This window comes from Actinoplanes sp. NPDC049802 (genome assembly GCF_040656595.1).
GTDB lineage: Bacteria > Actinomycetota > Actinomycetes > Mycobacteriales > Micromonosporaceae > Actinoplanes.
In genome coordinates this window covers 168,896-190,314 of sequence record NZ_JBFAMR010000006.1, presented here as the reverse complement: position 1 = coordinate 190,314, position 21,419 = coordinate 168,896, and the positions used below count along the sequence as shown (strand labels likewise).

Annotated in this window: 19 protein-coding genes, 1 tRNA gene and 1 riboswitch; of the genes, 10 read left to right on the top strand and 10 right to left on the bottom strand. The window is 70.7% G+C overall.

Translation table 11 applies throughout. The annotated features are described in order from the left end of the window. Nucleotides 1–2: 2 nt before the first annotated feature. Complete coding sequence (locus AB0I88_RS06870; RefSeq protein WP_361019390.1) at nt 3–542, bottom strand: DUF4142 domain-containing protein; 540 nt, start codon at nt 540–542, stop codon at nt 3–5. A gap of 66 nt (nt 543–608) precedes the next feature. Continuing rightward, complete coding sequence (ahcY, locus tag AB0I88_RS06865; RefSeq protein ID WP_361019387.1) at nt 609–2,069, bottom strand: adenosylhomocysteinase; 1,461 nt, start codon at nt 2,067–2,069, stop codon at nt 609–611. Between the two features lie 233 nt (nt 2,070–2,302). On the opposite strand from ahcY, the gene AB0I88_RS06860 reads away from it, so the two are divergent. The 3 genes from AB0I88_RS06860 (at nt 2,303) to AB0I88_RS06850 (ending at nt 5,620) form a co-directional block, all read left to right on the top strand. After that, on the top strand, nt 2,303–3,892 hold the full coding sequence (locus tag AB0I88_RS06860) for a methyl-accepting chemotaxis protein (protein WP_361019383.1): 1,590 nt from the start codon (nt 2,303–2,305) through the stop codon (nt 3,890–3,892). Between the two features lie 144 nt (nt 3,893–4,036). Then, nucleotides 4,037–4,924: an NAD-dependent epimerase/dehydratase family protein gene (locus AB0I88_RS06855; protein WP_361019380.1), complete on the top strand. Its 888-nt coding sequence runs from the start codon at nt 4,037–4,039 to the stop codon at nt 4,922–4,924. Nucleotides 4,925–4,975: 51 nt separating this feature from the next. After that, nucleotides 4,976–5,620: a response regulator transcription factor gene (locus AB0I88_RS06850; protein WP_361019377.1), complete on the top strand. Its 645-nt coding sequence runs from the start codon at nt 4,976–4,978 to the stop codon at nt 5,618–5,620. Between the two features lie 46 nt (nt 5,621–5,666). Here the strand turns inward: AB0I88_RS06850 and AB0I88_RS06845 are convergent, their stop codons facing one another. Next, nucleotides 5,667–7,163, bottom strand: a complete 1,497-nt coding sequence (locus AB0I88_RS06845) for an MFS transporter (protein ID WP_361019374.1) — start codon at nt 7,161–7,163, stop codon at nt 5,667–5,669. A gap of 133 nt (nt 7,164–7,296) precedes the next feature. Here AB0I88_RS06845 and AB0I88_RS06840 point away from each other — a divergent pair, with 133 nt between their 5' ends. Next, on the top strand, nt 7,297–7,719 hold the full coding sequence (locus tag AB0I88_RS06840; protein WP_361019371.1) for a hypothetical protein: 423 nt from the start codon (nt 7,297–7,299) through the stop codon (nt 7,717–7,719). Next, the gene (locus AB0I88_RS06835) at nt 7,716–8,885 is read left to right on the top strand and encodes a zinc-dependent alcohol dehydrogenase (protein WP_361019368.1); all 1,170 of its coding nucleotides are present in this window, start codon (nt 7,716–7,718) and stop codon (nt 8,883–8,885) included. Before AB0I88_RS06840 ends, AB0I88_RS06835 begins: the two co-directional genes overlap by 4 nt. A 108-nt stretch (nt 8,886–8,993) precedes the next feature. Here the strand turns inward: AB0I88_RS06835 and AB0I88_RS06830 are convergent, their stop codons facing one another. Further along, nucleotides 8,994–10,094, bottom strand: a complete 1,101-nt coding sequence (locus tag AB0I88_RS06830; RefSeq protein ID WP_361019365.1) for a Gfo/Idh/MocA family oxidoreductase — start codon at nt 10,092–10,094, stop codon at nt 8,994–8,996. 89 nt (nt 10,095–10,183) lie between these two features. On the opposite strand from AB0I88_RS06830, the gene AB0I88_RS06825 reads away from it, so the two are divergent. Then, a complete protein-coding gene (locus AB0I88_RS06825) occupies nt 10,184–10,399 on the top strand; it encodes a DUF397 domain-containing protein (RefSeq protein WP_361019362.1) in 216 nt (71 codons plus the stop codon). 165 nt (nt 10,400–10,564) lie between these two features. Here AB0I88_RS06825 and AB0I88_RS06820 read toward each other — a convergent pair whose 3' ends face one another. Beyond that, complete coding sequence (locus tag AB0I88_RS06820) at nt 10,565–12,205, bottom strand: rhamnogalacturonan lyase B N-terminal domain-containing protein (protein WP_361019359.1); 1,641 nt, start codon at nt 12,203–12,205, stop codon at nt 10,565–10,567. 73 nt (nt 12,206–12,278) lie between these two features. On the opposite strand from AB0I88_RS06820, the gene AB0I88_RS06815 reads away from it, so the two are divergent. Genes AB0I88_RS06815 through AB0I88_RS06805 form a run of 3 tightly spaced genes read left to right on the top strand, consistent with a single transcriptional unit; the run spans nt 12,279 to nt 14,511 of the window. After that, a complete protein-coding gene (locus AB0I88_RS06815) occupies nt 12,279–12,683 on the top strand; it encodes a TOBE domain-containing protein (RefSeq protein WP_361019356.1) in 405 nt (134 codons plus the stop codon). Then, the gene (locus tag AB0I88_RS06810) at nt 12,680–13,465 is read left to right on the top strand and encodes an ABC transporter permease (RefSeq protein WP_361019353.1); all 786 of its coding nucleotides are present in this window, start codon (nt 12,680–12,682) and stop codon (nt 13,463–13,465) included. The genes AB0I88_RS06815 and AB0I88_RS06810 overlap by 4 nt, the downstream gene beginning before the upstream one ends. Then, on the top strand, nt 13,462–14,511 hold the full coding sequence (locus tag AB0I88_RS06805) for an ABC transporter ATP-binding protein (RefSeq protein WP_361019350.1): 1,050 nt from the start codon (nt 13,462–13,464) through the stop codon (nt 14,509–14,511). The genes AB0I88_RS06810 and AB0I88_RS06805 overlap by 4 nt, the downstream gene beginning before the upstream one ends. 216 nt (nt 14,512–14,727) lie before the next feature. Here AB0I88_RS06805 and AB0I88_RS06800 read toward each other — a convergent pair whose 3' ends face one another. The 3 genes from AB0I88_RS06800 to AB0I88_RS06790 all read right to left on the bottom strand — a co-directional run bounded on the left by AB0I88_RS06800 (nt 14,728) and on the right by AB0I88_RS06790 (nt 17,890). Further along, nucleotides 14,728–15,822, bottom strand: a complete 1,095-nt coding sequence (locus tag AB0I88_RS06800) for a crosslink repair DNA glycosylase YcaQ family protein (protein ID WP_361019346.1) — start codon at nt 15,820–15,822, stop codon at nt 14,728–14,730. A 15-nt stretch (nt 15,823–15,837) separates the two neighbouring features. Next, a complete protein-coding gene (locus tag AB0I88_RS06795; RefSeq protein WP_361019344.1) occupies nt 15,838–16,443 on the bottom strand; it encodes a GNAT family N-acetyltransferase in 606 nt (201 codons plus the stop codon). 220 nt (nt 16,444–16,663) lie between these two features. Continuing rightward, nucleotides 16,664–17,890, bottom strand: a complete 1,227-nt coding sequence (locus tag AB0I88_RS06790; RefSeq protein WP_361019341.1) for a saccharopine dehydrogenase NADP-binding domain-containing protein — start codon at nt 17,888–17,890, stop codon at nt 16,664–16,666. Nucleotides 17,891–18,110: 220 nt separating this feature from the next. Further along, nucleotides 18,111–18,261, top strand: a riboswitch (cyclic di-AMP (ydaO/yuaA leader). Here AB0I88_RS06790 and AB0I88_RS06785 point away from each other — a divergent pair. Beyond that, on the top strand, nt 18,261–18,824 hold the full coding sequence (locus AB0I88_RS06785) for a transglycosylase family protein (protein ID WP_361019339.1): 564 nt from the start codon (nt 18,261–18,263) through the stop codon (nt 18,822–18,824). It overlaps the preceding riboswitch by 1 nt. A gap of 4 nt (nt 18,825–18,828) precedes the next feature. Here the strand turns inward: AB0I88_RS06785 and AB0I88_RS06780 are convergent. Together AB0I88_RS06780 and katG are read right to left on the bottom strand one after the other, a co-directional pair. After that, a tRNA-Arg gene (locus AB0I88_RS06780) sits at nt 18,829–18,901 on the bottom strand. A gap of 75 nt (nt 18,902–18,976) precedes the next feature. Next, a complete protein-coding gene (katG, locus tag AB0I88_RS06775) occupies nt 18,977–21,199 on the bottom strand; it encodes a catalase/peroxidase HPI (RefSeq protein ID WP_361019336.1) in 2,223 nt (740 codons plus the stop codon). Nucleotides 21,200–21,419 lie beyond the last annotated feature (220 nt).

Sequence of the window (21,419 nt, the reverse complement as noted above, 5' to 3'; positions counted from 1 at the left end):
GATCATTGTCGCGGCTGCTTCGAGGCGATCCGGTTTCGGGCCGCGGTCAAGGCGTCACGGTTCTTCTCGATCACCGGTGCGGCCGTCACGACGATCTTCCGGACCGTCGGGTCGCTCGTCGACCGGAGCACGATCGTGGCGAGTTTGGCGGCCCGCTCGTACGCCGAGATCTGGGTGGTCACGAACAGCGAGTCGAACGCCGGCCCGGACGCGGCACGGTACTGCTCGTTGAGGGTGAGCTGCTCCGAGTTGGGCTCGCCGGGCAGCTTGACCTCGAGCTCCTCGGCGGCCGCGCGCACCTGGGCGTCGAGCTTGCGGTGGTAGGCGGCGAACCGTTTGCCGAGTTTGCGGACGGACTTCTCGTCACCCTTGCGGGCGGCCAGCCGGCCGGCCGTGATCTGGGCCAGGTTGCCCTGGTGGACGGCGATCAGGAAGTCCGCCTCGGGGCTGACGGGACGGGCCGGGGCCGCTGTCGCGGCGGTGACCGGCAGGGCGGCCAGGGCAGCGGCCGCCAATGCTGTGATCATGCGACGAATCAACATGATCACAGCATATTTCGGACAAAACGGGGGTGAACGCCGCTTCTGGCGACGATCACCCCCGGTGGATCAGTAGCGGTAGTGCTCCGGCTTGAACGGGCCCTCGACGTCCACGCCCAGGTACTCCGCCTGCTTCTTGGTGAGAGTGGTCAGCCGGACGCCGAGCGCGTCCAGGTGCAGCCGGGCCACCTTCTCGTCCAGGTGCTTCGGCAGCACGTAGACCTGCTTCTCGTACGCCTCCGGCTTGGTCCAGAGCTCGATCTGGGCCATCACCTGGTTGGTGAACGAGTTCGACATCACGAAGCTCGGGTGACCGGTCGCGTTGCCGAGGTTCATCAGGCGGCCCTCGGACAGGACGATCACCGAGTGGCCGTCCGGGAAGCGCCACTCGTGCACCTGCGGCTTGATCTCGACCTTCTCGATGCCCGGGACCTTGGCGAGCCCGGCCATGTCGATCTCGTCGTCGAAGTGACCGACGTTGCCGACGATCGCGTTGTGCTTCATCGCCGACAGGTGCTCGACGGTGATGATGTCGGTGCCGCCGGTCGTGGTGATGAAGATGTCGGCCTCACCGACCACGTCCTCCAGCCGGACCACCTGCATGCCGTCCATGGCGGCCTGCAGCGCGCAGATCGGGTCGATCTCGGTGACGACGACGCGGGCGCCCTGGCCGCGCAGCGTCTCCGCCGAACCCTTGCCGACGTCGCCGTAACCGCAGACCACGGCCAGCTTGCCGCCGAGCATCACGTCGGTCGCGCGGTTGAGGCCGTCGACCAGGGAGTGGCGGATGCCGTACTTGTTGTCGAACTTGCTCTTGGTGACCGCGTCGTTGACGTTGATCGCCGGGAAGAGCAGGGTGCCCTCCTTGGCCAGCTTGTAGAGCCGGGCCACACCGGTGGTGGTCTCCTCGGTGACGCCCTTGATCCCGGCCGCGATCTTCGTGAACCGGTCCTTCGACTCCGCCAGGCTTCCGCGCAGCGTCTCCAGGATGATCCGGTACTCGTGGACGTCGTCCTCGGTGGCCTGCGGGACGGCGCCCGCGCCCTCGAACTCGACGCCCTTGTGCACCAGCAGGGTGGCGTCACCGCCGTCGTCGAGGATCATGTTCGGGCCCACGCCGTCGCCGAAGTCGAACAGGCGCATGGTGGCCCACCAGTACTCCTCCAGCGTCTCGCCCTTCCAGGCGAAGACCGGGACGCCGGCGGGCGCGTCGACGGTGCCGTTCGGGCCGACGACGACCGCGGCGGCCGCCTCGTCCTGCGTGGAGAAGATGTTGCAGGACACCCAGCGGACCTGCGCGCCCAGCTCGACCAGCGTCTCGATCAGCACGGCGGTCTGCACGGTCATGTGCAGCGAGCCGGCGATCCGGGCGCCGCGCAGCGGCTTCGAGTCGCCGAACTCCTTGCGCAGCGACATCAGGCCGGGCATCTCGTGCTCGGCGAGCCGGAGCTGGTGACGGCCGGCCTCGGCGAGCGAGAGATCGGCGACCGCGAAGTCCAGACCGTTCACGGATTGAAGTTTGTCGCTCATGAAAAGAGGGCTCCTCCCTCTCAGGAGGCGCCCTTGCGTCATCTTCACCCGCGCCGAGCGTGGCGGAGCCCGAGTCGGACATCCGTTGCAGCGCCTCTCGGCGGGGCCGTGAACCACCTTAACGCCCACCCGGCAAGATCACACCCGATGGTCGGGGTTCGTGCCGTAGCCACTCAATCCCGTCTCCCGTCTGCCGATGGACCGGTACCCGAGGAGAAGGAGGACGAGAGCACATGGCCGGTAACCGTGGGCTGGGGCAGTGGTGCCGGGACCGGAAGGTTTCCACCAAGGTGCTCGCGGTCGCCGGGGTGGCGATCGCCGGGACCGTCGCGACCGGGGTGATCAGCCTCGTCGACATCTCAAGGCTGCAGGAGACCCGGACCGGCGAGGTCGCGCGGGTCCTGCCGTACAGCGTGAATCTGAACACGGCCGCGCTGGCCGCCAAGGCCGCCGCCAACGACGAGCGCGGCTTCTTCATGACCGGCGGCGACACCGAGTTCAGCGACGGCGCGCTGAAGCGCAAGGAGAAGGTCGACACCGCGCTGGCCGCCGCCCGTGCGGTCGCCGGCGCGGACGCCGCCGCCCGGGTGGACGCCATCCAGGCCGGCACCGACGCCTGGTTCACCGCCGTGGAGAAGGAGTTCGCCCTCCACGCGGACAGCCCCGAAGCTGCCGCCGAGCTCGCCCTGAAGGGCAACCGGGAGCTGCGCAAGAAGTACGAGGGCCTGCTCGGCGAGGAGATCGAGTACGCCGACTCGGCCCTGCTGAAGGGCAAGGACTTCGACGACACGGTGTCCGCGATCCGTGTCCAGGTGATGGTGGCGCTGGGCGCCTCCCTGCTGCTGGGGATCGGTGTCGCGCTCGCCGTGGCCCGGCTGATCCTCCAGCCGCTGCGCCGGGTCGGCGCCGTGCTGGACCAGGTCGCCGAGGGCGACCTGTCCGGCGACCCGGGAGTGGACCAGCGCGACGAACTCGGGCACATGGCGGACTCGCTGCGCCGGGCGACCGGGACGCTGCGCGAGACGGTCGGTGACCTGACCGCCCACTCGGAGACACTCGCCGCCGAGGCCGGCAGCCTGGCCGAGACGAGCCGGCGGAGTACCGCCAGCGCCGGCGCGGGCGCCGAGCAGGCCGCGTCGGTGGCCGACTCGGCCGCCACCATGTCGCTGAACATCCAGACCGTCGCGGCCGGCGCCGACGAGATGGGCGCCTCGATCCGCGAGATCAGCGAGAGCGCCACCCAGGCCGTGCACGTGGCGTCGCGGGCCGTCGAGGTGACCGCCAACACCAGCGCCGTGATGGCCAAGCTGGGCGACTCGTCGGCGGAGATCGACACCGTGGTCAAGGCGATCACCGCGATCGCCGAGCAGACCAACCTGCTCGCCCTCAACGCGACCATCGAGGCGGCCCGGGCCGGTGAGCTCGGCAAGGGCTTCGCGGTGGTGGCCTCCGAGGTCAAGGAGCTGTCCCAGGAGACCGCCCGGGCGACCGAGGACATCGGTCATCGGGTGGCCGCCATCCAGTCCGACACCGCGGGCGCGGTCGCCGCGATCGCGGAGATCAGCGAGATCATCACGCGGATCAACGAGTTCCAGACCACCATCGCCTCCGCGGTGGAGGAACAGACCGTCACCACCAACGAGATGAGCCGCAACGTCAACGAGGCGGCGGGCGCCGGGGCCCGGGTGGCGGACACCATCAACGCGGTGGCGACCTCGGTGCAACAGACGACGGCCGGGGTCACCGAGGCCGACCGGGCCGCCGCTCACCTGGCCGGGATGTCGGGGGATCTGCGCCGGATCGTGGAGCGGTTCAAGCTGTGAATTCGCGGGATTTCGGCCGAGCTGTGACGACACCCTGTGTCGTCACGGCCGCTCCGGGTAATACCGGTTGAGCAGTTGGTTTCCGGGGGTATGCCTTCGGTAGCCTGGTCGGCGCTGCGAGCACCGGAAGAGATGAGAAGTACGTTGAGCCGAACCCTGTTGGTCACCGGTGGCGCCGGATTCGTCGGCAGTTCCCTGGTCAGGTCGCTGCTGAACGACTTCCCCGACGCCGTGGTGATCTCGCTGGACAACTACTTCACCGGCACCCCGGAGAATCACGTCAACGACCCGCGGGTCACCTACATCGACGGGTCGACCGCGGACATCGCCAAGATCTGGGCCGACCGCGGTCTCCCGGCGCCCGGGCTGGTCTTCCACCTCGGTGAGTACTCGCGCATTCCCCAGTCGTTCGAGGACCACGACCTGACCTGGGACTTCAACCTCCTCGGCACCAAGGAGGTGGTCAAGTTCACGGCCGGGCACGGCGCCAAGCTGATCTACGCCGGGTCCAGCTCCAAGTTCGGCAACGACGGGGAGGACGAGAACCTCAACCCGTACGCCTGGACCAAGGCCAAGAACATCGAGTACATCAAGAACTACTCGAACTGGTTCGGCCTGGACTACGCGATCACCTACTTCTACAACGTGTACGGCCCCGGCCAGATCACCCACGGCAAATACGCCACGGTGATCGGCATCTTCGAGCGGCAGTACCTGGCCGGCGAGCCGCTGACCGTGGTGGCCCCCGGCACCCAGACCCGCGATTTCACCCACATCGACGACATCGTCCGCGGCCTCGTGCTGGTCGCCCGCAGCGGCTCCGGTGACGGCTACCTGCTCGGCACCGGCTGCGAGTGGCCGTTGACCAAGGTCGCCGAGATGTTCGGCACCGAGTTCACGCTGGTTCCCGAGCGGCGCGGCGAGCGGGTCCGCGGCCAGGCCGACATCACCCAGGCGGCCCACCTCGGCTGGCGGCCCGAAGTGCGGCTCGACGACTACATCGCGGCCTTCGTGGCGGCACACCCCCGCTGAGCCGGACCGGATCGGACGCATAGCTTGGCCCAGGAGGGGCATCCGTGCGTCATGCAGAACGGGATCCGGGTAGCAGTCGTGGACGACCACGCCACCTTCGTCCGCGGCTTGGAGAGCGTGCTTCCTGAGGCGAGCGGCGGCCGGGCCAGCGTGGTCGCCACCACCGGGGACGCCGCGCACGCGGCGAACGTGGCGCGTGACGCCGCCCCCGATCTGGTTCTCGTCGACCTGCACCTGCCGGCGCCCGGCGCCCTCCAGGCGATCGCGGCGGTCCGCGCCGCCGCGCCCCGGACCCGGGTGCTGGCCATGGCCGCCGACGGGGAACCGGAGCAGGCGTTCGAAGCGCTGCGGGCCGGCGCGGCGGGCTTCCTGCCGAAGACCGGCGAGCCCGCCGACCTGGCCCGGCCGTTGACCGCCGCGCTGGAGGGCTGGGCCGTGATGCCCGCCCCGCTGCTGGCCACACTCGTCGAACGGAGCCGCCCGGCCGGCACGCTGCCGCCCACGATCCAGCTCGACGACGAGGACCGGCGGCTGCTCCGGCTGATCGCCACCGGCTCGTCGACCAACGAGATCGCGGGACTGCTGCACGTCTCCGAGCGCACCGTGAAGCGCCTGACCGCGGCGCTGCTGCGGAAACTGCGGGTGTCCAGCCGTACCGAGGCCGCCGCGCTGGCCGGCAGCGCCGGGCTGGTGTGATCCGCCGGTGTCCGGCACGGCCCCGTGCCGGACACCGGCGGTCGCGTCAGCCGGTCGCCCGGGGGCGCGTGGTGACCGCGGACAGCGGCGTCGCCACATCCTCCAGCGACCTGCCCTCGGCGTCGATGCCGATGACCGCCTCCACGATGCCGCCGACCGCCATCACCGCGGCACCGATCAGGAAGCCGATGAACAGCTTGTTCGGATCGTCGCCCTCGCCGATCAGCGCGCCGTAGAAGACCGGCCCGATGGCGCCGAAGCACTGCGCGATGGCGAAGAACACCGCGATCGCCTGCGCCCGGATCTCCAGCGGGAAGATCTCGCTCACCGTCAGGTACGCCGAACTGGCCCCCGCCGACGCGAAGAAGAAGATGACGCTCCACGCGATCGTCTGCGTCGTCGCGTTCAGCAGGCCCTCGTTGAAGAGCACCGCGGTGATCGCCAGCAGCGCCCCGGACAGCAGGTAGGTGCCGGCGATCATCTTGCGCCGGCCCACCGTGTCGAAGAGCCGCCCGATGGTGAGCGGGCCGATCAGGTTGCCGAGCGCGAACGCCACCAGATACAGCGGCGCGGCCTTCTCGTCCACACCGTAGAACTTGGTCAGCACCATCGTGTAGGTGAAGAAGATCGCGTTGTACAGGAACGACTGCGTGATCATCAGAGTCGCGCCCAGCGTCGACCGCGACGGGTAGACCTTGAACAGCACCCGCAACAGCGACAGGTAGCCGTGCGGCTTGCTGGGCCGGATGTCGATCGCCTTCGACTCGTCCAGAGGCGCCAGCGTCTGGCCGGAGGCCTCGGCGGCCCGCTCGATCCGGGCGATGTTCTCCTCGGCCTCCGCCTCCCGGCCGTGCATGATCAGCCAGCGCGGGCTCTCCGGCAGGTGCCGGCGCAGACCCCAGATCGCCAGGCCGATGACCGGGCCGATCAGGAAGCCGATCCGCCAGGCCCAGTTCAGCTCCATGTTGTTGAGCAGGATGTACGTGCCGAGCGTGCCGATGATGGCGCCACCCCAGTAGGTGCCGTTGACCCCGATGTCCACCCGGCCGCGATACCTGGCCGGCATCATCTCGTCGATCGCCGAGTTGATCGCGGCGTACTCGCCGCCGATGCCGGCACCGGCGATGAATCTGGTGAGATACAGGAAGACCAGTGCCGCGGGCCCGTTGCCCCAGGTCAGGGCGGTGAGCGCGTTACCGCCGAGGTAGACGGCCAGGGTCACGATGAACAGGTTCTTCCGGCCCAGCGCATCGGAGAGCCGGCCGAAGAAGAGCGCCCCGAACACCTCGCCCAGCAGATAGACGGTGGCGATCAACCCCACCTGGGTCGAGCTCAGGCCCAGGGTCTCCTCCTCGGCCAGGACCGGGCCGACCGCGCTGGCCACGGTGATCTCGAGCCCGTCGAGGACCCAGGCCGTGCCCAGGGCCAGGATGATCCGAGTGTGGAACGGCGACCAGCTGAGCCGGTCGATACGAGCGGGGATGAGACTGCGGATGGTTCCCGATCCGGAGGCCGGGGCCGGGGACCCGAGATCATGCGCCATTGACGCACCTCCACTTCCGTGATGTTGCGCACGGAGATACCCAGCAAGTTCTCAGCTACCCGTGCCCATCCAAGGTCATCTGTTTGGGCGGGGCTCCTCGCGGTATGCCAGGCGGCGAGGAAAGGAGCGCATCGTGCGTACCGTGACCATGGTTCTGCTCGGAGCTGGCCTCGCGGCAGGCGGGGCGGCACTCGCCCGGCACCGCGCCGGAGCCCGCGCCGCAACCGGCCGCCGGCGGCATGTCGTCACCGTCTACCGGCCACTGTCCGAGCTGGAATCCGTCCAGCTGCCCGGATCTCTGCGGGAGATCACCGGCCAGGTCGAGATCGCGCTGCGTGCCGCGCCCGGCGACCGCGGCACGGAGATCGCCGTGCGGATCCCGGACGGCTCCACCGTCACCAGCGGCCGGGTACGAAGCGCGTTACGCGAGACCCGCTCCCTGCTGGAAGCCGGTGACGTGTTGCTGCCGCACGGCCCGGCGACCACCGTCCCCACCCTGACGAACCGCCCGTTGCAGGCCGCTACCCGGCACGGCCGGGAGGGAGGGCTGCTGTGAAGGCGTTGCAGTGGCAGGGCGTCAACAAGCTGGCCGTCGGCCAGGTCCCGGATCCGGAGCTGCGCAACCCCGGCGACATGATCGTGCGGGTCACCCGCACCGTGACCTGTGGGTCCGATCTGCACCTGCTCGGCGGCTACATCCCGTTCATGCAGAAAGGCGACGTGCTCGGCCACGAGTTCCTCGGCGAGGTCGTCGAGGTCGGCCCGGACGTGCGCAATCACCGGATCGGCGACCGGGTGGTCGTCTCCTCGTTCATCTCCTGCGGCAACTGCTGGTACTGCGACCAGAAGCTCTACTCGCTCTGCGACAACGGCAACACCAACCCGGCGATCACCGAGACACTCTGGGGCCAGGCGCCGAGCGGCTGTTTCGGCTACTCGCACGCGATGGGCGGCAACGCCGGCAGCCATGCCGAGTACATCCGGGTGCCGTTCGCCGACGTCGGCGCCTTCACCGTCCCGGACGCAGTCAGCGACGAGCGTGCCCTGTTCGCCTCCGACTCCGCCTCCACCGGCTGGATGGGCGCCGACCTCGGCGGGGTCAAACCCGGTGACGTGGTCGCCGTCTGGGGCGCCGGGGCGGTCGGGCAGATGGCCGCCCGAGCCGCGGTGCTGCTCGGCGCCGACCGGGTGATCGTCATCGACCGCCTCGACGACCGGCTCGGCCAGGTGCGACAGCACACCGGCGCGGAGACGCTCCATTACGAGCGCGATGACGTGGCCGGTGAGCTGCGCGAACGCAGCGGCGGCCGGGGTCCGGACGTGTGCATCGAAGCGGTCGGCATGGAGGCGCACGCACCCGGGCCGCACTTCGGTTACGACCAGATCAAACAGCAGTTGCGGCTCCAGACCGACCGGCCGATCGCGGTCCGCGAGGCGATCCACGCCTGCCGCAAAGGCGGCTCGGTCTTCGTCCTGGGTGTCTTCGCGGGCTTCGTCGACAAGTTCCCGCTGGGCGCGCTCATGAACAAAGGCCTCACGGTACGCGGGGCGCAGATGCACGGGCAGCGTTACATCCCGATGCTGCTGGACCGGATGGCCAAGGGCGAACTGGTCACCGAGCACCTGGCCACGCACGTGATGCCGCTGGACGAGGCGCCCGAGGGCTACCGGATGTTCAAGGAGAAGGAGGACGGCTGCGTCCGCGCCGTCTTCATCCCCTGAGCGCCCTCTGCACGGGCCCGGCAACGTCGCTCGCCCACCGGTGCGACCAATTGTGGGCGTCACGACGCCGGGCCCGGTCCGGATGGCTGTTCCTCCGCGCGCCGGCCATCAGAGTGTGACCCAGCGGCCGGAGGCGGCGGACTCGGTCACCGCGTCGAGGACGGCGGCGGCCGCGATCGCGTCGGCCAGAGTGGCGCCGTGCGGCACACCCTCGGCGATCGACCGCAGGAACAGCCCCGCCTCGATCACTTTCAGGTCGTCGAAGCCCAGCGGGATCCCGGCCCCCGGCTGGAAGTCGCCGTGCGCGCCGTCGCCCGGGCCCACGAAGACGGTCGCGTCACCGATCCGTAGTTCGCCCGTCCGGCGGAAGTCCCAGGACAGCACGCCGCCGGTGCCGTGCACGGTGAACCCGTAGTGGTTCTGTTCACCGGCCGCGACCCGGCTGGCCTCCAGGGTCACCCGCGCCCCGGAACGCATCCGCAGCAGGGCGGCGAACCAGTCCTCGTTCTCGACCGGGCCGGGCTCACCCGTACCCCGCTGGTGTCCGGAGGTGGCGCCCGCCGGGCGCGGGCGTTCCGTGATGAAGACGGCCGTGTCGGCGGTCACCGCGACCACCTCGCCGAGCAGGTGCCGGATCAGGTCGGCGGCGTGCGAGCCCAGGTCACCGAGCACCCCGCTGCCACCGCGGGCCCGTTCGAAACGCCAGCTCAGCGCCGAGTCGGGAGCGGCCGCGTAGTCGCTGAAGAAACGGAACCGGGCGTGCGTGACCCGGCCGAGCCCACCGGTCCGCAGGATCTCCCTGGCGCGGGCCACGGCCGGTGCGTGCCGGTAGTTGAAACCGACGCTGATCCGCACGTCACCCACGATGGCGCGGGCGTCGGCGGCGCTCAGGCCGACCGGCTTCTCGATCCACAGGTGCCGTCCGGCCGCGGCGAACGCGGCGCCGATCTCCCGGTGCAGGAAGTTCGGCGCGGTCACGCTGACCGCCGCGATCCGCGGGTCGTCGAGCAGTGCCCGCCAGTCGGTGGTGGCGGTGGCGAACCCGTACTGCCCGGCGGCTTCGGCGGCCCGGCCCGGCACGTCGTCGGCGACCGCGATCAGCTCGGGCCGTGGCAGCCGCGGATAGTGGTGACCGATGCGCGCGTACGCCCGGGTGTGCGCCCGGCCCATCCACCCGAACCCGATCACCGCGACGCCGATCGATGCCATTCCGGCATCGTAGGCACGGATCATCCCTGAGCGGCGGGTCACCCGATCGCGGTCTCCCGCACCGGTGGCACCTGCGGTTAGGTGGGGGCGTGGGTGAGAAGACCTATGCCGACACGTTCGACGCCGACGCCGCCGAGTGGCTGCGCTCCGGTGGGCCAGCCGGTGAATATGTGGAGATCTCCCGTCTGCCCGACGGCGGCGCCGCGATGCGCAACTCCGAGGACCCGGCCACGATCCTCTTCTTCACGAAGGGTGAGTGGGACGCCTTCACCGGCGGCGTCCACGACGGAGAGTTCGACATCTGATCCCCGGTGCGCCGCACCCGCGCGTCCCCGGCACACCTCCGCGGCGGCGCTCTCTCGAAGCGTTCGGGACAGCCGCCCACGACCAGCCAGGACCACCAACCGAACGAGGTCCTCCGCAGGTGCCGGTGGCGTTTGCCGCGACGCGAACGCCACCGGCACAGTGGATCAGGCCGGGTCGAGGGCCAGGGCGTCGAAGATGAAGTTCGGGCTGAGGAACGTCTCTCCGCTGCTCCCGCTGACCACCGAGATCGACAGGGTGTTGGCGCCGGTCTTCAACGCGCTCGCCGGGATCGTGTACGTGTAGGTGGTGTTGACGCCCCGCCACGTGCCACGGGTGACGTTGCGCGAGTTCAGGTTCACCGGGGCCGGTGACGCCGACGCCGGTGAGGTGTAGCCGCCGATCGCGACGGCGGGGCGGCCGCCGGCGAAACTCGACGTGGTGGCGATGCGCAGCCTCACACCGTTCGCCGGGACCGAGGCGAGACCGAAGCTCAGCGCGGTCGGCGAGTTGACCGCCTTGAACTCGGCCATCGGGAAGCCGGAAGCGCCGGACGAGACGGAATACGTGCCGACCTTCCAGGCCGCCATCCGGGTGTCCGACGGGTGCATCGTCTCGATCTTGTCAGCGTTGCGGAACCCGGCCGGGGTGCCGTCGAACGTGCCGAGCTGGAACAGCGTGCCGGCCGCCGGGACGTTGCCGGACATGGCGAGCGAGGTGGTCGCGCCGGCGGTGACGGTGATCGTCCTGGTGGCTCCGACGGCCAGCTCACCGGCGTACAGGGTGGCGGTGTAGGTGCCCGGTTTGATGTGCCCGATCACGAACTTGCCGGACTTGACCTGACCCCAGTACTGGCCGTTGGCGCCGGCCAGGGCGACGGTCGCTCGCAGCCCGTTCCAGGTTCCGGACGCGGTGCCACTCACACCGCCGCGCTGCGCGTTGGAGAGCATCCCGGGGATGAACGACGCCAGGAAGTCCATGCTGCGGGCGGTCGGGGCCTCGCCGTCGGTGAGGGTCAGCGCGTACGGCCCGTGCAGGCCCAACCGCAGCGCCCCGGTCTGCTGGTGACCGCTGAACATGTAGTGCGTGATGTTCACGGCGCTGCCGGTGTCGTTGACCTCGATGTCCCGGAAGAACGGTCCGCCTGAGGTCATGTCCACGTACGCGGGCAGGATGTACGCCCCGTGCCCGGTCCCGCGGGCGCCGAACGGCTGCTGCGCGACCAGCCGCTGCGAGCTGTAGAACTTGGAGGCGGTCCGCCCGGCGGTGTCGGCGAAGACGTCGGAGCCCTCGACCGTGGTGGTGAATCCGCCGGTCTTGGCCGCGGTCGGGGAGGTGGTCAGCAGCGACGGCTTGAGCCGGGCGATGAACCGGGCCTCACCCGGGTTCAGCGCCTTGCCGATGTTCGTCGCCATGTAGATCGTGTTGTCGTTCCTGCGGGCGAAGTAGTACTGGGTAACGCCGATCGACGTGTTCGCCACACTCACCAGGATGGAGCTGCCGCTGTTGAAGGTCTTGCTGGTCACCGTCGCGGACGACCAGCCGGACTCGAACTGGCCGGCGGCGTAGCCGGACGCGGCCATCTCGGTGCCGTTGTGTTTCAGCGACGTCATGTTGCCGTTGGCGCCGTTGATCGTGAACGACAGGCCGGAACCGGTGTCGAAGCTGACGTTCGCGGCGGCATTGGCCCAGGGCTGGCCGACGCCGAGCAGGCCGGCTCCGGCCAGGACGGCGGCCGAGGCGAGGCTCGCGGCCAGGGCCTTGCGGCGCTTCCGGGAGGCGGGACGCCGGTGCGAGGAGATGGACATGCCGATATGTGGTCCCGGGCGCCGGAAAGGTTGCTCCGGTTCGGAGAGAGTTCTCGAACTAGAGTGATCGCTCGTGACGGTCTTTCAGATCGGGGAGGCTGCCGACCTGCTCGGCGTCAGTCCGGACACGATGCGCCGCTGGGTCGACGCCGGGCGGCTCGCCGCGGGCCGCGACGAGCACGGGCGCCGGGTCATCGACGGTGTCGAGCTGGCCGCCTTCGTGCGCGCCCAGGCCGCCGAGCCGGACGACCGCTCCGACGAGTCGTCCGCCCGCAACCGGCTGCGCGGCATCGTCACCGCCGTCGTCAAGGACACCGTGATGGCCCAGGTCGATATCCAGGCCGGCCCGTTCCGGCTGGTGTCGCTGATGAGCCGGGAAGCCGTCGACGAACTCGACCTCCAGGTCGGATCGATCGCGGTCGCCGTCATCAAGTCGACGACCGTGGTGGTCGAGCGGGCGCCGAAGGGACGTCATTGAGGACGCGCGTGCCCGTACCCCTGCTGGTGCCCGCGATCTTGGGGTTGATCTTTCTGATCCTGCCGCTCGTGGGGCTGCTCGCGCGGACCCCGTGGGCCACTCTGGGTGAGCGGCTGACCGAACCGGGCGTGGTGGCGGCGCTGCGGTTGTCGCTGCTCACCTCGACCATGGCGACCGTGCTGTGCCTGGTGCTCGGCGTGCCGCTGGCGTGGCTGCTGGCACGCGTCGAGTTCCCGGGGCGGCGGCTGGTCCGGGCGCTGATCACCGTGCCGCTGGTGCTGCCGCCGGTGGTCGGGGGCATCGCGCTGCTGCTGGCGCTGGGCCGGCGCGGGCTGCTCGGGCAGTGGCTGGACCAGACGTTCGGGATCAGCCTGCCGTTCACCACCGCTGGTGTGGTGATCGCGGAGTCGTTCGTGGCGCTGCCGTTCCTGGTCATCGCGGTCGAGGGGGCGCTGCGCGGCGCCGACACCCGCTACGAGGAGGCCGCCGCGACGCTCGGGTCGAAACGGTGGACGACCTTCACCCACGTGACGTTGCCGCTGGTGGCGCCAGGGATCGCGGCCGGTGCGGTGCTCTGCTGGGCGCGGGCGCTCGGCGAGTTCGGCGCCACCATCACCTTCGCCGGAAACTATCCGGGCATCACCCAGACCATGCCGCTCGCGGTCTACCAGACCATGGAGAGCGGCGACCTGGAAGGCGCCGTGGTGCTCAGCCTGATCCTGCTGGTGGTCTCGGTCGCCATCCTGGCCGGCCTGCGTGACCGCTGGCTGACCGCGCCATGACCGCACCTCTGCTGGACGCCCGCCTCGTCGCCGAGCGGGGCGCCTTCCGGCTCGACATCGGCCTGCGGATCGCGGCGGGCGAGACGGTCGCGCTGCTCGGCCCGAACGGCGCGGGCAAGACCACGGCGCTGCGCGCCCTCGCCGGACTCACCCCGCTCGCCGGTGGTCACCTCACCCTCGACGGCAAGGACGTGACGCGTACGCCCACCGAGCACCGCCCGATCGGTGTGGTGTTCCAGGACTACCTGCTGTTTCCGCACCTCAGCGCCCGTGACAACGTGGCGTTCGGTCCCCGCCGGCACGGCCTGGACCGGGCGGCCGCGTACGCGGTGGCCGACCGCTGGCTGGAACGGGTCGGCCTGGCCGAGCACGGCCGCCGCAAGCCCCGGCAGCTGTCCGGCGGGCAGGCGCAGCGGGTGGCGCTGGCCCGGGCGCTGGCCGTCGACCCGGTCCTGCTGCTGCTCGACGAGCCGCTCGCGGCGCTGGACGCCCGCACCCGGCTGGAGACCCGCGGCGAATTACGTCGCCACCTGGCCGAACATCCGGGCGCCACACTGATCGTGACGCACGACCCGCTCGACGCCCTGGTCCTGGCGGACCGGCTGGTCATCGTCGAGCAGGGCCGGGTGGTGCAGGAGGGGGACGCGGCCGCCGTGACGGCCCGCCCGCGCACCGACTACGTGGCCCGGCTCGTGGGGCTCAACCTGTACCGCGGCCGGGGTGACGGCCACGCCGTCGAGCTGTCCGACGGATTCGTCCTGACCAGCACCGACGTGGTGCACGGCGACACCTTCGTGGCGTTCCCGCCGGCCGCCGTGGCCCTGCACCCGCACCAGCCCGAGGGCAGCCCGCGCAACACCTGGCCGGCCGTCCTCGCCGACGTCCAGCAGCACGGCGACAACCTGCGGGTGCGCCTGGACGGCCCGATCTCGGTGGCCGCCGACATCACCCCGGCGGCCGCCGCCCAGATGCGTCTGGCGCCCGGACATCAGCTGTGGGTGGCGGTCAAGGCCGCGGAGACCCGCGCCTACCCGGCGTCCGGGTAGCGGGTTGACGCGGTGTGGCCGTCGTGGCGACTCGCGCCGGACCGGTGTCCGGGTGTCGGTTCGACGCGGTGTGGCCGCTGCGGCGACTCGCGCCTACCCGGCGTCCGGGTAGCGGCTTGACGCGGTGTGGGCATCGGCGGGCCGAGTGTCCGGGCCGAGCCCAGCCGCCGGGCCGGCGCGACCAACGGTGGGGAGTCCGGCCACTGACCGACCGGCTCACTCGAACGTGACCGTGGCCTCGGGAACTCCCCGGGCGCGGGCCACGTGGGCCGCCTCCTCCTCGACGAGCCCGCGCCGGGCCGCGGACAACGGCGCGAACACGGTGACCGTCAGATCGACCCGCCTGCGCCCGGACATCCGGGCCCGCCACACCCCGGCGATCTCCCCGTCCACCAGCAGGGCGCCCGGATTGCCGAGGATCCGCCACACCGCCTTCTGCCGCTCCCGGCCGGGCACCAGCAGGTCCCGGTCGCGGGATTGGAGCAGCGGATCCATGGCGGGCAGCCAGCGGGCCCCGCGAGGCTCCGGCGCCGACTCGAGGAGCCCGGCCGACGCCTCGGGCAGCCAGGCCCGCTTTCCGTCCACCCGGACCTCGGCCAGGCCGTCCGGCCACTCCCGCCGCACCACCGCGGTGGTGGTGCCCAGATACTTGGCGACCTCGGCCGGCGACGCCGGCCCGAGGAACCGCAGACAGGTCTCGACCAGCCGGCCGAAACCCTCGTTGCGGGACGGCATCGGCGGCCCGCCGGGGATCGGGCCGAGCATCGCGTCCCTGCCCCGGGAAAGCACCTCCACCCCGCCGGCCAGCCCGGCATGCTGCCAGACATTCGACGCGATGTGCCGCGCACCGCACGGCTTGCAGTCGTAGGTCAGCTCGGCCGGCACCCGGCGGCTCACCTCGGTGCTCACCTCACCCCGGGGCATCGGCGCGGTCAGCACCTCGCGGAACGCCTCCGCCGTCGCGGTGAACGCGCGCACCCCCAGCGGCGTCGCCTCCGGGATCTGGCCGCTCCTGATCCGGGCGGCCGCGTCGTCGTCACCGACCGGCCACAACCGCCCGGTGAGCGCTGCCAGATCGGCGCGGCGATGCCGGTGCGGTGCCCCGCGCGCCGCCCAGACGCTGATCAGACGGTCGTCGTCGAGCTCGCCCACGGTCCGCGCGGCGAGCGCCACCCGGGCCGAATCCGGCGTGAAATCCTGCACGCCGAGGTCGAGGACGGGCAGGTCGGCGGGGCGGGCGTCAGAGCGCTCGGTCAGACCCTGCACGGCCAGCCGGTAGGCCATCACACGCGCGCGATCGACGGCGATCATCGGCGCTCCTCTCGGTCACCGCCGACCGTACCGCCGGGACGCGACGTTTCGCCGGCGATCATGTCGCGGCCCGGAACGGGCCTCCACGTACTCCCAGGTGTCCAGCACCGTCGGCCCGCGCGGCCCGGCCTGCTGGATCGGCGGCTCGGCGGCCGGACGATACCCGCAGCGGCGCGCCACCGACGTGCTCGCCGTGTTGCCCCGGTCGATCCGCAGCAGCAGCCGCCGCAACCCCAGCGTGTCGAACGCGTACCCGGTGAGAAGCGACAGTGCCGCCGACGCCAGGCCGCGCCGCCGGAACGGCCGCCCGACCAGGTAGCCCAGCTCCGCCTCGTGTGACTCGGACCGCACGTTGAACAACAGCACCTCGCCGAGCGGCGGCCCGCCGTCGGCGGTGATCGCGAGCTGGATCCGGCTGCCGCTGACCCGGCCCTGACGGGCCCGCCGCAGATAGGCGAGCCCGGCCTCCACATCGAACGGCGACGGCATCAGAGTCCAGCGGGCAATGTCCGGTTCGTCCAGCAGAGCGACCAGATCGTCGAGATCCTCGGAGCGCCATTCCCGCAGCACGACACCGGTACCCGCCAGCCTCAGCGGGTAGGGCAACGGGCTGACGGTCACCCCTGAATCGTGCCGGTAAGAACACCTTTGCGGCTAGTAGCGATCGACATGAAGGCCGTGAACAGTTCTTTACCGTCCCCCGGTCGGATAGCGGACACCGCTCTTGGGGACGCGGGGCCTCTTCGCCGGCCTCACCATCGAGCACCGGTACGAACCGGACGCCCCGGGCCCGGTGTTCAGCGGCCCGGGACACCGGCACGTCCTCGAGGTGATCGCCTGGTCAGAGCCGCTGGACGGTGATCTCCAGCCCGGCCGCGCGGAGCCGGTCGACCAGGGCGTCACCGATCCCGGTGGCGGGGGTGAGCACGCCGCCGGGTGACTCCGGCAGGCGGTCCCGGTCGAGGGCCAGCGCCAGGGCGGACTCGCCGAGCATCACGGCGGTCGCCGCGTACCCCGGATCGCCTTGAGCCTTGACCCGGGCGCGATAGCGCGCCCCCGACGTGGTCGTGGTGAAGATTTCCAGGGTGAAGTGGCCGTTGCGCCGGGCGTCCTCGCTCGGTCCGGTGCCCGGCGCCGGCAGGATCCGGTCCAGCAGGAACCGGGCGGGTGGCAGCGCGAAGCCGAGGACCAGGGCGTTCAGCCCGGCTTTGAGAGCCATCGCGGTGAACGGGCCGCTCACCCGCATCACCTCGCGGTAGCGGAACCGGCGACCGTAGGCCCAGTCGCGCAACGCGTTGCTGCGCCGCACCACCCGGGTGTTGTAGGACGCCATCACGAACGGCGCGAGGTGGCCGCGCAGGCCGGGATCCACTTCGGATCCGGGCAGCGACACCATGTCCGGTTGCCGTCCGAGATCCGGCTCGGCCGTCCGGTCCGGGCTCAGCGAGTACGGGCTCGCAGCGACCCGCCGCAGCCCGCGGTCCTTCTTCATGACGTCGACCTGGTGGCGCATCGAGTCGATGGTGCCGCCGCTGAAACCGCCGCGCGCCCGGATCACGACGAGCGTGGTGTCGGTCATCTCACCGGCGTCGTCCGCGCGCACCGCCGCATGCAGGACGTGAACGCCGATATCGGACGGGATCGAATCGAAGCCGCAGGAGTGGACGATCCGTGCGCCGGTGCGCTGAGCGGTCTCATGGTTCTCGTCGATGCTGTCCCGGGCGAACAGCACCTCACCGGTGAGGTCCACGTAGTCGGTACCGGTTTCGGCGCATGCGCGGGCCAGCGCGCGGCCGTACTTCGCATACGGCCCGACGGTGGTCACCACCACACGGGCGCGGCCGGCCATCGTGGTCAGCGCCGCCTCGTCGGCCGCGTCGGCGACCACGACCGGCCAGTCGACACCGAGGTCGCCCGCCACCTTCTCCAGTTTCGAGCGTGACCGTCCGGCCAGCGCGATGCGGGCGCCGGACGGCGCGTGTTCGGCCAGGTGGCGTGCGGTGAGCACGCCCACGAAACCGGTTGCGCCGTAAACGATCACGTCCAGTTCCCGCTGTGACTCGCTCATGGCTGCCGATTGTGCACCCTCGGTGGACCGTGCGCTCGCCGTGCACGCGGTCGAAGGCGCGGCGCGCCGAGATCACGACGTTATCCACACAAAGGAAGATCAAAGCCGCTAATTTGTGACTTACAACTCCATTGCCGCTGCACGGTCATGCCCGTCGGGCGCGGCGAGTAGGCAGCCCGCGATGCGGGCACCGTGGCCGGAACGCCGAGTCCTGCCGCTGGTCACGGTCCAGACGAACTCGAACGGCAAGGAGCGGGGGACCCAAGAGTTCCTCGGCGCTGATGCGCCTCGGGGTGAAGCCGCCACACCGGCGGCCGGGCACCTCTGCCCGAACCCGACAGCTGACCTCGTAGGCGTGGAGGACAAGCTCATGGTTCAGATCAGGAAACAGTTCCAACGGGTGGTCGGGCTCGTCGCGGCGAGCCTGGCCGGCGGCGTGGTCCTCGCCGGGCCGGCCGCCCCCGCTCAGGCCTCCGTCAACTGGGAGGCCATCGCGAACTGCGAGTCCGGAGGCAACTGGCGTATCAACACCGGAAACGGGTACTACGGCGGTCTGCAGTTCAGCCGCAGCACCTGGCGCGCCTACGGCGGCGGCCGGTACGCGAGCACCGCCAACCGGGCCAGCAAATCGGAGCAGATCGCCATCGCCGAGCGGGTGTTGCGGGGCCAGGGGATCAGGGCCTGGCCGCACTGCGGGCCCCGGCACGCCTACCGGCCGGCCGCGTCCCGGAAGACCCGGGTCGTCCGCACCTTCGCGCTCCGCTCCTCGGCCACCAGCACGGGGGGCACCTACGTGGTGCGCCGCGGTGACACGCTGGCACGGATCGCGGCCCGCCACGACGTCCGGGGAGGCTGGCGTGCCCTCTACCGCGCCAACGCTCGGGTCCTGGACAGCCCGCACCGGCTGCTCGTGGGGCAGCGGCTGAAACTCTAGAAAGTGGGCCCGGCGCGATTTGAACGCGCGACCTACCGCTTAGGAGGCGGTTGCTCTATCCACTGAGCTACGAGCCCGACGCCCTGAGGGTACCAGCAGGCGGGGTCCGGGTCGGCGCGGCCGACCCGGGCCCCGGGGAACTGCCGGCGGTGTCAGGCCAGGTCGAAGCGGTCCAGTTCCATGACCTTGACCCACGCCTTGACGAAGTCGGTGACCAGCTTCTCCTTGGCGTCGTCGCTGCCGTAGACCTCGGCCTGCGCGCGCAGGATCGAGTTCGAGCCGAAGATCAGGTCGGCCCGGGTGGCGGTCCACCTCACCTCGCCGGTCCGCCGGTCGCGGCCCTCGAAGGTCTCGCCCTCGGAGTCGGTGGCCGACCAGGTGAGGCCGAAGTCGAGCAGGTTGGCGAAGAAGTCGTTGGAGAGCACGCCCGGCGTCGCGGTGAAGACGCCGTGCTGCGAGCCGCCCGCGTTCGCGCCGAGCACCCGCAGGCCGCCGACCAGCACGGTCAGCTCCGGCGCGGTCAGCGTGAGCAGCTGCGCCTTGTCGACCAGTAGCGCCTCGGTGGGGCGGTTGTGACCCTTCGCGAGGTAGTTGCGGAAGCCGTCGTGGGTCGGCTCCAGCACCGCGAACGAGGCGGCGTCGGTCTGCTCCTCGGTCGCGTCGGTACGGCCCGGGGTGAACGGCACCTCGATGTCGAAACCGCCGTCCTCGGCGGCCTTCTCGACGGCCGCCGTGCCGGCCAGCACGATCAGGTCGGCCAGCGAGATCTTCGTGGCGCCACCGGCCGCGTTGAACTCGGCGCGGATGCCCTCGAGCACGCCCAGCACCTTGCTGAGCTGCGCCGGGTCGTTGGCCTCCCACTGGTTCTGCGGGGCCAGGCGGATGCGGGCGCCGTTCGCGCCACCGCGCTTGTCGGTGCCACGGAACGTCGACGCCGACGCCCACGCCGTCGCGACCAGCTCGGAGACCGACAGGCCGGAGGCGAGAACCTTGGCCTTGAGCTCGGCGACCTCGGCCGCGCCGACCAGTGCGTGGTCGACGGCCGGCACCGGGTCCTGCCAGATCAGCGGCTCGGACGGGACCTCTGGGCCGAGGTAGCGGGTGATCGGGCCCATGTCACGGTGGGTCAGCTTGAACCAGGCCTTGGCGAAGGCCTTGCCGAACTCCTCCGGGTTGTCGTGGAACCGCTTGGAGATCGGGCCGTAGACCGGGTCGAAGCGCAGCGCCAGGTCCGAGGTCAGCATCCGCGGCTCCTGCCGCTTCGACGAGTCGAACGCGTGCGGCACCAGGTCGGAGCCCGCGCCGTTCTTCGGGCGCCACTGGTGTGCGCCGGCCGGCGACTGGGTGAGCTCCCACTCGTACGCGAAGAGGATGTGGAAGAACTCGTTGTCCCAGCGGGTCGGGTGGTAGGTCCAGGTGACCTCCAGGCCGCTGGTGATCGCGTCGGCGCCGACGCCGGTGCCGAAGCTGCTCTTCCAGCCCAGGCCCTGCGCCTCGATCGGGGCGGCCTCGGGCTCCGGGCCGACGTGTTCGGCCGGGCCGGCGCCGTGGGTCTTGCCGAAGGTGTGGCCGCCGGCGATGAGCGCCACGGTCTCCTCGTCGTTCATGCCCATCCGGCCGAACGTGTCGCGGATGTCGCGGGCCGAGGCCAGCGGGTCGGGGTTGCCGTTCGGCCCCTCCGGGTTGACGTAGATGAGGCCCATCTGCACGGCGCCGAGCGGATTGGCCAGCTCCCGCTCGCCGCTGTAGCGGTTGTCGCCCAGCCAGGTGTCCTCGGAGCCCCAGTTGACGTCCTCCGGCTCCCAGACGTCCGCGCGGCCGCCGCCGAAGCCGTACGTCTCGAAGCCCATGCTCTCCAGGGCCACGTTGCCGGCCAGGATCATCAGGTCGGCCCAGGAGATGTTCTTGCCGTACTTCTTCTTGACCGGCCAGAGCAGCAGCCGGGCCTTGTCCAGGTTGCCGTTGTCCGGCCAGCTGTTCAACGGCGCGAAGCGCTGCTCGCCACCGCCCGCGCCGCCGCGGCCGTCGAAGGTCCGGTAGGTGCCGGCGCTGTGCCACGCCATGCGGATCATGAGCGGGCCGTAGTGGCCGAAGTCGGCCGGCCACCAGTCCTGCGACTCGGTCAGGATCGCGGCGATGTCCGCTTTCACGGCCGCCAGGTCGAGGCTCTGGAAGGCCTCGGCGTAGTTGAAGTCACCACCCAGCGGGTTGTGCGCCGGCGGGTTGTGGTGCAGCGCGCTCAGGTCGAGCTGGTTGGGCCACCAGTCGCGGTTCGACCGGCCGCCGTGGAAGCCGGAGCCGCCGTGTGCCACGGGGCAGCCGCCCTGGGCGGCCTTCTGCTCGAGTCGTTCCTGGGCGGCGAGTTCGTCTGCCACGAAATCCTCCGGGTAGCGGCGATGGGTCGGCGACGAGTCTGCCTTGCTTTTCTGGAATGAGTCAAGAAAACGAGAGGCGTTCAATCTCTCCCGGTGAAGTTCGAAGGTCACTCAAAGTGTCTTTGTGATGCCGTTCGGTGACTTGTAGTCGATCTGCTTTACCGGTGGGTAACAATGCCTCTACGTTCTGACGTCCGTACCGAAGTGGACGATGAACGGC